The organism is Roseomonas elaeocarpi, from assembly GCF_042433915.1.
Taxonomy (GTDB): domain Bacteria; phylum Pseudomonadota; class Alphaproteobacteria; order Acetobacterales; family Acetobacteraceae; genus Roseomonas; species Roseomonas elaeocarpi.
This window is the reverse complement of record NZ_JBHLUN010000002.1, coordinates 101890-117054: the sequence shown is the minus strand read 5'-3', so window position 1 is coordinate 117054 and position 15165 is coordinate 101890. Positions and strand designations below refer to the sequence as shown.

At 67.9% G+C, this 15165-nt stretch carries 15 protein-coding genes; 14 read left to right on the top strand and 1 reads right to left on the bottom strand.

The window, feature by feature from the left end; genetic code table 11:
• Positions 1-557 precede the first annotated feature (557 nt).
• From ACFFGY_RS02340 to ACFFGY_RS02315, 6 genes are read left to right on the top strand one after another with little or no spacing between them, the layout of a single operon-like run.
• Complete coding sequence (locus tag ACFFGY_RS02340) at positions 558-1184, top strand: GntR family transcriptional regulator (protein ID WP_377042763.1); 627 nt, start codon at positions 558-560, stop codon at positions 1182-1184.
• Positions 1181-1879 carry a type 1 glutamine amidotransferase gene (locus ACFFGY_RS02335; RefSeq protein WP_377042762.1) on the top strand — a complete coding sequence of 233 codons (699 nt, stop codon included), beginning with the start codon at positions 1181-1183 and terminating at the stop codon, positions 1877-1879. Before ACFFGY_RS02340 ends, ACFFGY_RS02335 begins: the two co-directional genes overlap by 4 nt.
• A 38-nt stretch (positions 1880-1917) precedes the next feature.
• The gene (locus ACFFGY_RS02330) at positions 1918-2985 is read left to right on the top strand and encodes an ABC transporter substrate-binding protein (RefSeq protein ID WP_377042761.1); all 1068 of its coding nucleotides are present in this window, start codon (positions 1918-1920) and stop codon (positions 2983-2985) included.
• The gene (locus ACFFGY_RS02325) at positions 2985-4118 is read left to right on the top strand and encodes a M24 family metallopeptidase (RefSeq protein ID WP_377042760.1); all 1134 of its coding nucleotides are present in this window, start codon (positions 2985-2987) and stop codon (positions 4116-4118) included. Before ACFFGY_RS02330 ends, ACFFGY_RS02325 begins: the two co-directional genes overlap by 1 nt.
• A 5-nt stretch (positions 4119-4123) precedes the next feature.
• Positions 4124-5797 carry an ABC transporter permease subunit gene (locus ACFFGY_RS02320; RefSeq protein WP_377042759.1) on the top strand — a complete coding sequence of 558 codons (1674 nt, stop codon included), beginning with the start codon at positions 4124-4126 and terminating at the stop codon, positions 5795-5797.
• On the top strand, positions 5794-6786 hold the full coding sequence (locus tag ACFFGY_RS02315; protein ID WP_377042758.1) for an ABC transporter ATP-binding protein: 993 nt from the start codon (positions 5794-5796) through the stop codon (positions 6784-6786). Before ACFFGY_RS02320 ends, ACFFGY_RS02315 begins: the two co-directional genes overlap by 4 nt.
• A 219-nt stretch (positions 6787-7005) precedes the next feature.
• Here ACFFGY_RS02315 and ACFFGY_RS02310 read toward each other — a convergent pair whose 3' ends face one another.
• Positions 7006-7338 (bottom strand): UTRA domain-containing protein, encoded by a 333-nt coding sequence (locus tag ACFFGY_RS02310; protein WP_377043194.1) that lies wholly within the window; start codon positions 7336-7338, stop codon positions 7006-7008.
• A gap of 185 nt (positions 7339-7523) precedes the next feature.
• Between ACFFGY_RS02310 and ACFFGY_RS02305 the strand changes: the two genes are divergently transcribed.
• From ACFFGY_RS02305 to ACFFGY_RS02270, 8 genes are read left to right on the top strand one after another with little or no spacing between them, the layout of a single operon-like run.
• The gene (locus ACFFGY_RS02305; protein WP_377042757.1) at positions 7524-8609 is read left to right on the top strand and encodes a LacI family DNA-binding transcriptional regulator; all 1086 of its coding nucleotides are present in this window, start codon (positions 7524-7526) and stop codon (positions 8607-8609) included.
• Positions 8610-9416 carry a glutamine amidotransferase gene (locus ACFFGY_RS02300; RefSeq protein ID WP_377042755.1) on the top strand — a complete coding sequence of 269 codons (807 nt, stop codon included), beginning with the start codon at positions 8610-8612 and terminating at the stop codon, positions 9414-9416.
• On the top strand, positions 9416-10297 hold the full coding sequence (locus tag ACFFGY_RS02295; protein ID WP_377042754.1) for a BtpA/SgcQ family protein: 882 nt from the start codon (positions 9416-9418) through the stop codon (positions 10295-10297). The genes ACFFGY_RS02300 and ACFFGY_RS02295 overlap by 1 nt, the downstream gene beginning before the upstream one ends.
• Positions 10294-11205: a PfkB family carbohydrate kinase gene (locus ACFFGY_RS02290; protein ID WP_377042753.1), complete on the top strand. Its 912-nt coding sequence runs from the start codon at positions 10294-10296 to the stop codon at positions 11203-11205. The genes ACFFGY_RS02295 and ACFFGY_RS02290 overlap by 4 nt, the downstream gene beginning before the upstream one ends.
• Positions 11205-12233 carry an ABC transporter ATP-binding protein gene (locus ACFFGY_RS02285; protein WP_377042752.1) on the top strand — a complete coding sequence of 343 codons (1029 nt, stop codon included), beginning with the start codon at positions 11205-11207 and terminating at the stop codon, positions 12231-12233. The genes ACFFGY_RS02290 and ACFFGY_RS02285 overlap by 1 nt, the downstream gene beginning before the upstream one ends.
• Positions 12230-13318 (top strand): ABC transporter ATP-binding protein, encoded by a 1089-nt coding sequence (locus ACFFGY_RS02280; RefSeq protein ID WP_377042751.1) that lies wholly within the window; start codon positions 12230-12232, stop codon positions 13316-13318. The genes ACFFGY_RS02285 and ACFFGY_RS02280 overlap by 4 nt, the downstream gene beginning before the upstream one ends.
• A 16-nt stretch (positions 13319-13334) precedes the next feature.
• A complete protein-coding gene (locus ACFFGY_RS02275) occupies positions 13335-14279 on the top strand; it encodes an ABC transporter permease (RefSeq protein ID WP_377042750.1) in 945 nt (314 codons plus the stop codon).
• Positions 14276-15127, top strand: coding sequence for an ABC transporter permease (locus ACFFGY_RS02270; RefSeq protein WP_377042749.1), 852 nt, complete (start codon positions 14276-14278; stop codon positions 15125-15127). Before ACFFGY_RS02275 ends, ACFFGY_RS02270 begins: the two co-directional genes overlap by 4 nt.
• The last annotated feature ends 38 nt before the right edge of the window (positions 15128-15165 follow it).

Sequence of the window (15165 nt, the reverse complement as noted above, 5' to 3'; positions counted from 1 at the left end):
GCCAGCGAAAAGGGTGGAAGGGGCCACAGGCGGCTTAGATCATCGCGGTGATGTCCGCCCTGCACAGCAGTCTTCGTTTGGGTAAGTGCGTGCCATGCTGCTCGACAGCCTGGGCGTAGGGTTTCATCCCTGCTCCGGGTCAGACCGATCAAGAGTTTCGCACCTCCTTGATCGGCCGACATCGCCTCTGGCTGATCGGAGCCCGGGTGGTGACCAATGACGGTCCATGTCGGCCAATGTAGTTGGCCGCTGGTAGATGGGTCTCGGTCCCGTACAGATGAGTGATAGGTGCGAGCCGGCTGTCCAGGGCACCGTCGCTCCTGTTCAAAGCGCCCAGCTAACACCGCGCCCTTACCGCTTGCCCATGCCGGCGTGGCCCTGCCCTGAAGACGTTTCAACATCTCATGGCATCGCCGCCCGCCCTGAAGCCTGGCGGCTCGCAGTGGGGGGGGGTGCGGAGCGCCGAACGACGGGTTCATATCCTCGCTGGCATACCACGTGCATACCGCTATGGCATGCGATGCGTGCCAACCCTGCCCCAGATGGATGTTCAGAGCTTGGCCCTGACCGCCTATGCCCGGCTGCGAGCCATGATGGACGAAGGCCTGTTGGCGGCCGGCCAGATCGTGCAGGAACGCCGCCTGGCCGAGGAGCTGGGCCTGTCCCGCACCCCGGTGCGCGATGCGCTGGGCCGGCTGGAAGGTGAGCGGCTCCTGCAGCGGAACGGGCGGATGCTGGTGGTCGCCACCATCACGGTGCCGGAGATCATGGACATTCTCCGGATCCGCTGGCTGCTGGAAGGCGAGGCCGCGCAACAGGCGGCGCTTCACATGGACGCAGGGGAGGTCGCTTCCATTCGTGCCGAAATCCTGGGCATGGAGAAGGGCCAGCTGCTCACTGACGAAGCGCATTGGGCGCTGGACGACAGGCTGCACCTCGGCGTCGCACTCGCGTCCGGCAATGCCGAGCTGCGACGGCTGGTGACGGAACTCCGCCAGCGGACCCGCATGTTCGGCCTGCACCGCATCCCCGCCCGCTTCGAGCAGGGCAAGCAGGAACACCTCGCCATCCTCGACGCCATCGCGGCGCGCGAGCCTGAGCGCGCCGCCGAGCTGATGCGGGTGCATCTCGATCACGCCCGCGACGCCATTATCGCCACCTTGCGGAGGACCCCCGCACCATGAGCCGCAAGCTCCTCTACCTGTCCAACGGCCCGAAGCGGATTTCCGTCGCACGGCTCGATGAACGCTTCGCCTCCGAAGGTCTGGAGGTGGATGTTCATTGGGCCTTCGAGGGTGAGTTCCCGGAAGACCTGTCTTCCTATGCCGGTATCTTTCTGTCGGGCAGCCCGCATGGCGCCTACGAGGACATCCCCTTCATCCATCGCGAGCATGCGCTGATCCAGGATGCCGAGGCGCGGGGCATCCCCATGCTGGGCCTGTGCTTCGGCCACCAGATCCTGGCCTCCGCCCTGTGCGGCCGTGACCAGGTGTTCCGCCGCGAAAGTTGCGAGGTGGGCTACAAGTGGCTGGACGTGGTGCCTGAGGCAGCCGCGGATCCGATCGCCGGCCAAGTGGGCGGGCGCGTGCACATGTTCGTCTGGCACAACGACGAGGTGCGCGCAGATCATCCCGACATGCGCGTGCTCGCCAGCAGTGACCTGTGTCCCAACCAGATCTGGCGTTACCGCGATCGCCCGGTCTGGGGCATCCAGGGCCACCCCGAGGTCACGCGCGCCCAGGCACAGGTCTGGTTCGAGGACAGCCGTCCGCGCCTGGAGCGCGACGGTGCGGAGGTGGACGCGCTGAAGCGTTCGGCCACCGATGCCGAGCCAGCCAAGACCATGCTGCACAACTTCGCCCGCCTGTGCCTGCAGTGACGCCACCCAACCCAGGCATCCACCGTCCGGAGAACGCCATGACGCGTCCGCTCTTCCCGCAGCGCCTTCGGGTGCTCGCCCTTGCCGCCACCATGCTGACGGCCGTGGTCGGCGCGGCACCCGCCGCGCAGGCCGAGGAAATGGTCTTTGCTTCCTGGGGCGGCAGCTACCAAGATGCCATTCGTCAGGCCTGGATCGAACCCTTCACCAAGGCCACCGGCGTCACCGTGACCGAGGATACCGGGCCAGAGCCCGCCAAGATCCGCGCCATGGTCGAGACGCATTCGGTGTCCTGGGACGTGGTAACAGCGGGCGGCGCCGGGCTGATGCTGGGCGTGCAGCAGGGCCTGTTCGAGCGCATCACCGACGACATGGTCGACCAGAGCCAGGTGATCCCCGGCGCGCGCAACCCGTACGGCGTGCCGTCGGAAATCTTCTCGACGCTGATCGGCTACTCCACCAAAGCCTTTCCCGGTGCCCATCCGACGAGCTTCGCCGACTTCTGGGACGTAGCGAAGTTTCCCGGCAAGCGCACCCTGCCCAACAAGCCCGCCACGGTGCTGGAGGCAGCACTCCTGGCGGACGGCGTGGCCCCGGCCGACGTCTACCCGACGCTTTCCACCCCTGCCGGGATGGAGCGCGCCCTGAACAAGATCCGCGCCATCCGGCCACAGGTCGCGGTGTGGTGGAGCTCGGGTGCGCAGCCGGTGCAGGCGCTCGGCAGCGGCGACGCGGTGATGGCACTGGGCTGGAACGGCCGCTTTCAATCCGGCATGGATGAGGGTCTGCCGATCGCCATGGCGTGGGAACAGAGCGTGCCGCAGGTCGGCTACTTCATGATCGTCAAGGGCGCGCCGAACCGTGACGCCGCGGTGAAGTTCCTGCGCTACATGAGCTCGGCGGAAGCACAGTCGCGTTTCAGCAAGTACGTCGCCTACGGCCCCACGCGCACCGATGCCCTGAGCATGATCGAGCCCACGCGCCTAGACCGCCTGCCCTCGACGCCGCAGCGCCTGAGCAACGCTCTGTTTATGGACATCGAGTGGTGGGCCAAGCACGGGCAGGAAGCGCAGGAGAAGTATACCGCCGTGATGCAGGGCAACTGATGCGCGGGATCGCCGAACCCTGGTTCCCGCGCGAGGAGTACCTCGCCCGGGTCGCCCGCGTGCAGACGGCCTTGCGCGAAGCGGGACAGGATGCGCTGCTGGCCTTCCTGCCTGAATCCGTCACCTGGCTGACCGGCTACTTCACGCGCGCCTACGGCACCTTCCAGTTCGCCATCATCCCGGCCGAAGGCGAGCCGGTGCTCGTGGCGCGCGACGTCGAGGAATACTACCTCGACCAGACCTGCGTGTTCGCCGGTCGCGACCTGTGGACCGACAGCGACGTACCGATCGACGTGGGCATCCGCGCCATCCGGGCGACGCTGGGCGCCACGCCGCGCCTGGCGGTGGAGCTGTCCGCCTGGGTGCTGAACGCGGCCCGGTTCCTGGCGATCCGGGACGCACTGCCCGGTGCCATCATCGAGGATGCGGGCCACCTCGTGGCGCGGATGCGGCTGATCAAGTCGCCGGCCGAGATAGCCTATCAGCGTCAGGCTGCCCGTGCGGCGGAAGCGGGGATGCAGGCGGGCATCGAGGCGGCCGGAGAAAGCTCCACCGAACGGGAGATGGCGGCCGAGATCTGCGCCGCCATAATCCGTGCCGGCAGCGATCTGCCCGGGCCCGGCGTACTTTCCTCGGGCGAGCGTGCCTTCCACCTGCACGGCGGCTATTCCGACCGCGTGCTGGCGCGCGGCGACGTGGTGCAGCTGGAATGCACGCCCAATGTCCGCCACTATCACGCGCGCTTCATGCGCCCGATGAAGGTCGGCGTCGCCACCGACGAGGACCAGCGTATCGTCGAGCAGTTGATCCGCATCCAGGACGCGGCGATCGCCGCCGTGGCGCCGGGCGTCGCGGCCGCCGTCCCGGACGCGATCTACCGCGACGGCGTGCTCTCGTCGGGGCTGCGCGAAACCTATACCAACAAGACCTTCTATTCCGTGGGCCTGCTGCTGCAGCCCAACGGCGGGGAACCGCTGGAAGCGGCGCCGGGTTGCGACTGGCACTTCCAGCCAGGCATGGTTTTCCATACCTACGTGCTGGCCTGCGGCTTCGGGATGTCTGAAACGATCGCCATCACCGAGACGGGTATTGAGCGGCTGACCAACTTCCCCCGCCAGCTCTTCGTGACCTGACCGGCATGGCGATCGTCGCGCTTCCTGCCGGCCTGCCGGGACGGCGGCTGGGGTGGCTCGTGCTGCCCCTGCTGCTGTTCCTGGTGATCTTCTTCTTCCTTCCGGTCGGCCGGCTGCTGTCACTCAGCTTCGCGGGTGCCACGGGGCCCTGGGAGCACTACCTGCGCGCCGCCTCCGTTCCGGCCTACCGCGTCGCGCTCGCGACCACCTTCGAGATCGCGGCGCTGGTGACGCTGATCTCGGTGGTGCTCGCCTATCCTGTGGCCTACCTGATGGCCACGGTGCCGCCGCGCGTCACGCGCCTGTTGACGTTGTGCGTGCTGCTGCCGTTCTGGACCAGCTCGCTGGTGCGCACCACCGCCTGGATCATCCTGCTTCAGCGCAACGGTGCGCTGAACACTCTGCTCACCGAAGGCGGACTGACCGCGCAGCCCATCGCCTTCGTGTACAACATGTCCGGCGTCCTGATCGGCATGAGCCACGTGCTGATGCCCTTCGTGGTGCTGCCGCTCTACAGCGCGTTCCGTGGCATCGATGCGAACCTCGTGCACGCAGCCGAGACGCTCGGGGCTGGCCCATGGTCGCTGTGCCGGCGGCTGTTCCTGCCGCTGACCGCGCCGGGGATGCTGGCGGGTGCCACGATCGTCTTCATGAACGCGCTCGGCTACTACGTCACGCCCGCGCTGATGGGCGGTCCGGCGCAGACCATGATCGCCCAGCTCATCGCCTTCAACATCAGCGAGCAGCTGAACTGGGGACTGGCGGCAGCCCTGTCGGTGGCGGTGCTGGGCGCGACGCTGCTGGTGTTCTCGCTGTTTCAGGTCGTCTTCGGGTTGGAGAAGCTGCTGGGCGACAGCTCGGCACCGGTGGCGGCCACGCCCTTCGCCGTCGGCTCTCGCGGCCGCTCGGCGGGGGGCTGGGTCCTGGTGATGGCCGGCGTGGCCGTGGTGCTGTTCCTGCTGGCGCCCATCCTGATCGTTTTTCCGATGAGCCTCGGCTCCTCACCCTTCCTGAGTTTCCCGCCGAGCAACTTTTCGCTGCGCTGGTACGAGGAGTTCTTCAACCGTCCCCAGTGGATCGCCTCGCTGTGGAATTCCCTCCAGGTGGCCGGGATCGCCGTACTGGGGGCGACCACCCTGGGAACCGCCGCGGCACTCGCCCTGTCACGGCTGCGTGGACCCCTTGGCCGGTTGCTGGAAACCCTGTTCATCCTGCCCATGATCGTGCCGCAGATCATCCTGGCGGTCGGGCTCTTCTATCTCCTGGCACCCTGGGGGCTGATCGGCGGCCATTGGGCATTGGGCCTCGGGCACGTCGTCATGGCGGCGCCCTTCGTGGTCATCACGGTGCGCGCGGCCCTGCGGGGCTTCGACCGCAACCTGGAACTCGCCGCCCTGGGCCTGGGTGCCAGCTGGCCCGCCATGTTCCGTCGCGTGCTGCTGCCGGCCATTCTGCCCGGCATCCTGGCCGGCGCCGTCTTCGCCTTCATCACCAGCTTCGACGACGTGGTGCTGGCGCTGTTCCTGACCAATGTCCGCAGCCGCACGCTGCCGAAGCTGATGTACGAAGGCGTGGCGCATGAGATCAACCCGACCATCACGGCGGTCGCGGCGCTGATCGTTCTGTTCACCTTGGCCGTGCTTCTTACCAACCTCGTACTGCAAAGGCGCGCTCGATGAACGATGCTCCGACGCAGGGGCAGTCGGTGGAAATCGACCGCGTCCGCAAATCCTACGGACCGACGCAGATCCTTCGGGACTTCTCGCTCGCGGTGCCGGGCGGTAGCTTCTGCACGTTGCTCGGGGCGTCGGGCTCGGGCAAGACCACGCTGCTGAAGCTGATCGCAGGCTTCGAGGTGCTGGATGGCGGCGCCATCCGGCTCGGCGGCCGCGACATCAGCCACGTGCCCGTGAACCGTCGCAACATCGGAATGGTGTTCCAGAACTACGCCCTGTTCCCGCACATGTCGGTGCAGGACAACGTTGCCTTCGGTCTTTCCATGCGCCGGGTGCCCAAGGCTGAGGCTGCCGCGCGGGTGGCTGAGGCGCTGGAGATGGTGGGGCTCGCGCCCCTGGCGGGACGTTATCCGCGCCAGCTCTCGGGTGGGCAGCAGCAGCGCGTGGCCCTGGCCCGCGCGCTGGTGATCCGGCCAGATCTCCTCTTGATGGACGAGCCGCTGGGCGCTCTGGACAAGAACCTGCGCAGCAGCCTGCAAAGCGAGATCAAGCGGCTTCAGGCGCGGCTCGGCGTCACCATCCTGTTCGTCACCCACGATCAGGAGGAAGCGCTGCACATGTCCGACCTGATCGTGGTGCTGGATGCAGGACGGATCGAACAGGTCGGGTCGCCCCAGGCGCTTTATCGCCGCCCTGCCAACCGCTTCGTGGCGTCCTTCCTGGGCGATTGCAACTTCGTGGAACTCGAAGGGCGCACGCTGGCTGTCCGGCCTGAGGACGTCATGCTGGGCAAGAATATACACGACGGCATGCATCGCAGATCAGCGACAGTGGAGGAAGCGACCTTTCTCGGCTCGCACCTGCGCGTCACTCTCCGCAGTGGGAACGATCGCATCGTCGCCCTCGCACCCTTCGGCGAGTACGAGGGAGCATTCTCCTCCGGGAGTCACCTCGAGATGGGCTTCGAGGTTTCCAAGGCGACCGCTGTGTGACGTATCGCCGCGCAAAGAGCCGCAGTGACTGCGGCGCTTCTGCCCCTGATGGCCACGCTTACCGGGGGTGACGGTATCCGCGTGCAAGCTCAACACGGTCCATGCTGTGACGGTGGTCGTAATAGAAGGCTGATCTGTCACGTCGAGGCCGTCGCCGTGAAAGGAGGTAAGTAAAATCCATTATCCCGTCAGATGCGAGCCCACAGTCTTTGAAGTCTGTCAGCTGTGGATCTCGTAATCCAGATCCTGTTCAGGTCGGTACCAAACGCTGCTCAGAACGAGCATGGTAGAATCCCGTGCAGCAATTCTCGCCTCACGGATTAACAGCGCCGTGTTGATAGGAGTCTGGAGTAGATCTGCCACACGGCTGCGGGCCGGATCTGCCCGGATCACACCGTCCTGCCGAATGGCCGCAAAACCTGGCTCCATAAGGATATCTTGTAAGCGGCACTCCTGCAGCTGCGATGGCAGGATGCGCTGCGCTATGCTGGGGAGAACAAGGCTTGTTTCCGGGCTGACCGGCTGCTGGCCCGCCAGTTCCAAACGCTCCAGGCGGAACAGCGATGGAAATGCACGCTGGGTCGCTGCGCAGGCTCGCGGCCGAAAGCCCGCGAAGGGAAGTGAAGGGGGATAAGCCTCCGAGCCGTCATTGCCGCCTGAGAAGATTTCAGGAGATTTGGCGCTTGACGCCGCGTACGCATTGAATATCGTTTGTAAACCGTTTTACTGGAAAGCAGTTGAGGACGCAGAATTCCCGATCCGGGGCGAGGCAGCCCACCGTCAGGTTGCGGGACGTTGCGCGCGAGAGCGGCCTGTCTGTGGCCGCAGTATCTCGCTTTCTCAACGGGACGCTGGATCTGCCGCCGGACACCGCGCGCCGCATCAAAGAGGCAGTTGCGTTGTTAAACTATCGTCCCAATCCCCATGCGCGACGCCTAAGCCGTGGGCGGACGGACACCATTGGGCTCATCGTGCCCGACATCGCTAACCCGTTCTTTGCTCTTCTGGTGGACGCGGTGGAGCGTGCGGCCGAGGAAAGGGGTACCGACCTCCTGGTTTGCGCTACCCGCAACCGCTTGAGCCATGAGTTGCACGAGCTGTCGCGCCTTGGACGCGACTATGCCGACGGATTGCTCTTCGTCACCAACCATGCCGATGACGGTGCCCTCGCCCAGGCCATCGGCGACGTTGGCAAGGTCGTGTTGTTGGATGAGGACGTACCAGGCGTCGAAGCGCCTCGGGTCTTCGCCGAGAATTACCGCGGCGGCGTTCTGGCCGCGGAGCACCTGCTGGCTGCTGGGCATCGCCGGCTGGCGTTTCTTGGCGGCCCACGCGGGCTGCTCAGCACCGTGGAACGCTTCAGCGGTTTCGCGGAAACCGTGCGGTCTAGTGGCTCCTCCGCGCAGATCGTGTTCGAAAGCTATGATGACTACGGGGCGGCGCAGGGTCAGGACGCAGCCGAGCGCATGCTGCAGGCGGCCTGGCCGGCTACGGCGGCCTTCGCCACCAGCGACGAGACGGCGCTGGGCGTCCTCGCAGCCGCCCGCAAGCTGTCGGTGCGCCTGCCAACTGACCTGTCCTTGGTGGCGTTCGACGATGTCGGGCCATTGCACCTGCTGAGCCCGCCGCTGACTGCGATACGGCAGCCGGTGGCAGAGATCGGCTCCTGCGGCGTCGGGGCACTTCTCGATCACATTGCCGGCCAGCCGGTGCCGGAGCAACCGCGGCGCGTGCCAGTAGAACTGATCGAGCGTGCCTCAGTGGCAACGCCGAGCCGCCCTCGTAGCACCACCAGAAACAAAGCCGTATCGGGAGTCGCCTGAATGTCACGCACCGAGGTTCTGCTGGTAGGGGAAAGCTGGGTGAGCGCCGCCACGCACTACAAGGGCTTCGACCAGTTCGGCAGCGTCACCTTCCACAAAGGGGCGGAACCGCTGGTGGAGGCGCTGCGGGACAGCGAGTTCAACCTGACCTACATGACCGCGCACGAGGCTGCGGAAGGTTTTCCCTTCTCGCTGGAGGAACTGCGCCGCTATCGCGCGATCATCCTGTCCGACATAGGCGCCAACACGCTGCTGCTGCCGCCCTCGGTCTGGTTGAACGGCAAGCCCACGCCTAACCGGCTGAAACTGATCCGCGATTGGACGGCGGAGGGCGGCGGTCTGATGATGATCGGTGGGTACCTGACCTTCCAGGGCATCGATGGCCGTGGTCGCTGGCACCGTACCCCGGTGGAGGATGCGCTGCCCGTCACCTGCCTACCCTACGATGACCGCCTCGAGGTGCCCCAAGGCTTCCGCCCGCACATCACCGGCAACCGGGAGCACCCGATCCTCAACGGCCTGGACGGCGAGTGGCCCTTGCTGCTCGGCGCCAACGAAGTGGTGTTGCGCGAGGGGCCGGAGGTCGAGGTCCTGGCGAGGCTACCGGAGGAGGAGGGCGGCCATCCGCTGCTGGTGACCGGACAGCATGGGCAGGGGCGGACCCTGGCCTGGACCTCCGACATCGGGCCGCACTGGCTGCCCGACGACTTCGTGCGCTGGCCCGGCTACGCGCGGCTGTGGCGCAACGCCCTGGCCTGGGTCACGCGGCAGAGTCCGATGCGGCAGGACGGGGAGGGCACCCACTGATGCCCGCCAAGCCCGTTTTTCGCCCCAAGCCCCACGCGATCGAGGCGCTGTTCGGCCGCCGCAAAGCGGTGATCGGCGTGATCCACTCGCTGCCGCTCCCCGGCAGCCCGGGCTACGATGGCCAGCCGATGGAGGAGATCACCGGCTTCGCGGTGGCCGAGGCGCTGCGGTACCGCGACGGCGGTGTGGACGGGCTGATCGTCGAGAACCACGGCGACATTCCCTTCAGCAAGCCCGAACACCTGGGTCCCGAAACCGCCGCCTGCATGGCGGTGATGACCGAGGCGGTGCGACGCGCCGCTGGACTGGTGACCGGCGTCAACGTGCTTGCCAATGGCGCGCTCCAGGCGCTGGCGGTGGCCAAGGCGTCCGGCGCCAGCTTCGTGCGCGTCAATCAATGGGCCAATGCCTACATCGCCAACGAGGGCTTCGTGGAAGGTCCTGCGGCGCTCGCAACCCGTTACCGGGCACAACTGCATGCTCGCACGGTGAAGATTTTCGCCGACGTCCACGTCAAGCACGGGGCGCATGCCATCACCGGCGACCGCTCGATCCCGGAACTGGCGCGCGACGTGGAGTTCTTCGATGCCGACGTGGCCATCGCCACCGGCCAGCGCACCGGTGACGCCGCCACCATGGAGGAGATCCGCACCATCGGCGACGGCACGGCGCTGCCGGTGGTGATCGGCTCCGGTGTCACCCCGGACAACGTGGGCGACATCTTCGCCGCCGCGGACGGCGTGATCGTGGCGAGTTACCTGAAGCGTGACGGCGTGTGGTGGAACCCGGTGGATCCGGAACGTTTGCGCAGCTTCATGCTTGAGGCCGACCGCGCCCGCCCGCCGGCGGACGGCACCAGCGCCGGCAAGGCTGGCGCGTGAGCCGCCTCCTCGTCCTCGGCAATGCGGGGCTGGACATCAGCCTGCCGGTCCCGCGCCTGCCAGAGGCCGGGGAAACGCTGGTGGGCGGTGCCGCGTCCCGCGCGCCCGGCGGCAAGGGACTGAACCAGGCCACGGTGGCTGCGCGTACCGGGTTGCTGCCCGTGGCGTTCTGCGCCCCGATCGGCGACGACGGCGAGGGCCGGGAGATTGCTCATCGCCTTCAGGCGGAACGCTTCGTGGATCTGGACTTGCGTCCGACTGCGGTGGCGACGGACCTGTCGGTGCTGCTGGTCTCGCTCGGTGGGGAAAACAGCATCGTCACTTCCGGCGCCTGCGCGGCAGGCTTTCCCGTCGCCGCGGCGGTCAGCTTCGCCGAAAGGCTCGATGCCGGTGACTGGCTGTTGCTACAGGGCAATCTCGGCACTGCCGCCACGCTGGCCGCGATCGAGGCCGCCGCATCGCGCGGAGCGCGGGTGATGCTGAACACCGCGCCGCTGGAACCCGCTCTGGCGGGGGAGGCGGCGCACGCCGTGCTCGGGCGCTGCGACGTGGTGGTCGCCAATGCGGTGGAAGCGCGGGACCTGACCGGCACGAACGGGCCCGCAGCGGTGCAGGCGCTGCGCGCGCTGGGCGCAGAAACCGTGGTGGTGACGTTGGGCGGCGATGGCTGTCTCCTGTCCGGGGAAGGCACGGTGCACCACCTTCCTGCCTCGGCCACCAGCGTCGTGGACACCAGCGGGGCGGGCGACACCTTCTGCGGCGTTCTTGCAGCGCTGCTGGCCGTGGGGCGGAGTGCCATCACCGCTGCTGCGGTGGCGCAACAAGCTGCGGCGCTGGCCGTGGCACGTCCGGGCGCCTTCCTGGCACTACCCACCGCAGCCGAGCTTCACCCCTTGGTGGCCGAGTGATGGCGGCCGGGCTGACAGGCACCATCGCCGCTGCGCCGCATCCCGTCCTGCGGATGGAGGGGATGACCGTTTCACTCGGTCCCCCGGGCCGCAGGGTGCGGGTGGTCGAGGACGTGTCGCTGCGCCTGGACCGGGGCCGCATCCTCTGCGTCGTGGGGGAGTCCGGCTCGGGCAAGAGCGTGTCCGCCATGGCGCTGATGCGCTTGCTGCCCGAAGGAGCCAACGAGGTTGCCGCCGAGGCGCTGGAGTTCGAGGGCACTGACCTGCGCGCGCTGGATGAGCGGGCGATGACCCGACTGCGCGGCGACCGCATGGCGATGGTGTTCCAAGAACCCATGACCTCGCTGAACCCGGTTTTCACCGTGGGCGATCAGATCGGTGAAACACTGCGCGTGCACCGCGGGCTGAGTGCGGCCGAGGCGCGCGCTCGCGCGCTCGCGGCACTGCGACAGGTGCAGGTGCCCGCCGCCGAGCGCCGTCTCGACAGCTTCCCGCACGAGCTTTCCGGCGGTCTACGGCAGCGCGTGATGATCGCCATGGCCTTGGCCTGCGAGCCTCGGCTGCTGATAGCGGACGAACCGACCACGGCCCTTGACGTGACAATCCAGGCGCAGATCTTGCGCCTCCTGCTGGAACTACGGGACCGCACCGGCACCGCAATCCTTTTTATCACCCACAATCTCGGCGTGGTGGCCGAGATCGCCGACGAGGTCGCGGTAATGTATGCCGGTCGCGTGGTGGAGCAGGCGCCCGCCGCCACGTTGTTCAGCGATGCGCAGCACCCCTACACGCTTGCGCTATTGGCTGCGATGCCGTCGCTGTCGGGCACGGTAGACCGGTTGGAGCCCATTCCCGGCCGCATGCCCGCCCCCGGGACCGCGCCGCCGGGCTGCCGCTTCGCTCCGCGCTGCCCTTTCGCAGCCGAGGTCTGCCGGGAGCAGCCGCCGCTGCGCGAGATGGGGCCGAACCATCGCGCCGCCTGCTGGCGCGCCCCGGTGGACAGGCTGGCAACGGGGCTGGCCGCGTGACCGGAGCCACCGAACCGGCCCACGGGCGAGAACCGCTGCTCGTCGTGCAAGGGCTGCGCAAAACCTTCCCGCTCCCCGGCAATCAGCGGATGGTGGCGGTGGACGGCGTGGACCTGTACCTGAACCAGGGAGAAACCCTGGCGGTGGTGGGCGAGTCCGGCTGCGGCAAGAGCACGCTAGGACGGCTGATCCTGCGCCTCCAGGACGCCGACGAAGGCGCACTGCGCCTTGGCGGGACCGACCTGCGGGCCTTGCGGGGTCGGGCTCTGCGCGCCATGCGGCGGCGCATCCAGGTGGTGTTCCAGGACCCCTTCGCGTCGCTTGATCCGCGCCAGCGTATACGCGACGTGCTGGTGCGCCCGATGCGACTCCATGGCTTGTGTGACGGGCGCGAGGCCGAGCGCCGGGCCGCCGCGCTGATGGAACAGGTGGGGCTATCGCCCGCCCAGCTCGACCGCCTGCCACACCAGTTCAGCGGCGGCCAGCGGCAGCGCGTCGCCATTGCCCGCGCCCTGTCCGTCCAGCCCGAAGTGATCGTGTGCGATGAGCCGGTCTCGGCTCTCGACGTATCGGTGCAGGCTCAGGTCGTGAACCTGCTCCAGGATCTCCAGCGCGACACCGGCGTGGCGCTGCTGTTCATCAGCCACGACCTGGCGGTGGTGCGGCACCTCGCGCACCGGGTGGCCGTGATGTACTCGGGCCGGCTGGTGGAAACCGCCCCGACCACGCAGCTCTTTCGCGATCCCCGGCATCCTTACACCCGTGCGCTGCTGGCGGCTGCGCCCCGCACCGACGGCGCCCGCACTCACGCGCCCCTGACTGGTGAGCCGCCCAACCCCGCAGCTCTCCCGCCCGGTTGCCGCTTCCACGGCCGCTGCCCCGACGCGCACCCGGTTTGCACCGAGGGTGTGCATCCGCCGCTGCGCCTCATCGCGCCGAACCACGGCTCCGCCTGCCTGTTCGCTGAGAGCCTGCCTGCCGCGACCGACACGGCGGCCGGGCCGACCGAGCCAACGCCGGTGGCGGCCCGCATCGCCGCTTATCGTCGGGCTCGCGACCGCGCCCCGGCGCCCACGGAAGCCTGAGGGAACCCGCCCCGCCATGCGCATGATCCTGGGCCGCCTGGTTTCGCTCCTGCCAGTGCTGTTCGGCCTCTGCGTACTATCCTTCGCGCTGCTGTCGATGGTGCCGGGAGATCCGGTGACGGCGATGCTGGGGCTGGAGGCCGACCCCACCGCCATTGCCGCGCTGCGCGCCAAGTACGCGCTGGACGACCCGCTGCCGGTACGCTTCCTGGCGTGGTTCGGCCAGGTGCTGACGGGCGACCTCGGCCGATCCATCCAAACCGGCCGCCCGGTGACGGCGGTGATCGGCGCCGCGCTGATACCAACGCTGCAGCTCGGCCTGGCGGCGACCGTGGTGTCGCTGGTCATCGCCATTCCCGCCGGCATCGTGGCGGCGGCGCGACGCAACAGCGCGGCCGACCTCGCGGCCTCCGTAATCGCGCTGTGCGGGCTGTCGCTGCCGAGCTTCTGGCTGGGCATCCTTCTGATCATGGCACTCTCGATCGGCCTGCCGCTCCTGCCCTCCTCCGGCTACGCGCCCTTCCTCGAAGATCCGGGCGCAGCACTGGCCCATATCGTGCTGCCGGCGCTTACGCTGGGCGCTGCGATGGCTGCGGCCACCATGCGCATGACCCGCGCCGCGATGATCGAGGTGCTGAGCGCCGACTACATCCGCACGGCGCGAGCCAAGGGGCTGTCGCGGCGGCGCGTGATCTGGCGTCACGGTCTGCGCAACGCGCTGCTGCCGGTGGTGACGCTGATCGGGCTTCAGCTCGGACAGCTGTTGGGTGGCGTGGTGATCACCGAGAGTGTGTTTTCCTGGCCGGGCATCGGCAAGCTGACGGTGGACGCGATCTTCGCGCGCGACTTTCCCGTGGTGCAGGGCGCGATCCTGGTGACGGCCACGCTGTTCGTGCTGGTCAACCTCGCCACGGACGTGCTCTACGCCGTGCTTGACCCGCGGCTGAGGGCACGGCGATGAGCGCTGCCATGCTCGCACCGGGACAGCGTTCTTCCTGGTGGCGGCTGCTGCGCGAACCGCGCAGCCTGCTCGGCGTCGCGCTCGTGTTCCTGGTGCTCCTGGCGGCGGTGCTCGGACCAGCAGTGAGTGGTTACGCGCCGGCCGAGCCCGACTTCCTGGCAACGCTGGCTGCTCCTTCCACCACGCACTTGCTGGGAACCGACGACCTCGGCCGCGATGTGCTCTCGCGCATCCTCGAGGGCGCGCGCGTGTCGCTGCTGGTGGGGCTGTCGAGCGTTGCCGCGGCGCTGCTGCTGGGTACGCCCATCGGCCTCGTCGCGGGCTATGTTGGCGGCTGGACCGATGGCACGCTGATGCGCTGCATGGACGTGCTGCTGGCGTTTCCCGGCATTCTGCTGGCACTGGGTATCACGGCGGCGCTGGGCGCCTCGCTGCCGGTCACCGTGATCGCGATCGCGGCGGTGAACCTGCCGGTGCTGGCGCGCGTCGCGCGAGGGCAGGCGCTGGCGCTGCGCAACCTCGACTTCGTATCGGCCGAGCGCGCCCTGGGCTTCGGCGAGGTGAGTATCCTCCTGCGCTGCGTTCTGCCCAACGCCCTGTCGCCGATCCTGGTACAGGCCTCGCTGCTCCTGGCCTCTTCCATCATCACCGAGAGCTACCTTTCCTTCCTGGGTCTGGGCGTGCAGCCGCCGACGCCCTCCTGGGGCAACATGCTGCACGACGCCGTGGGCTTCCTGGACCAGGCCGTTTGGCTCGCTTGGTTCCCGGGGGCGGCAATCTTTCTCACCGTGCTGGGCTTCAACCTCCTGGGCGACGCGCTGCGCGACCGCCTCGACCCGCGCGACTAGGACTTCTTCGCCACAGATCTGCCAACCTGTTCCCTACG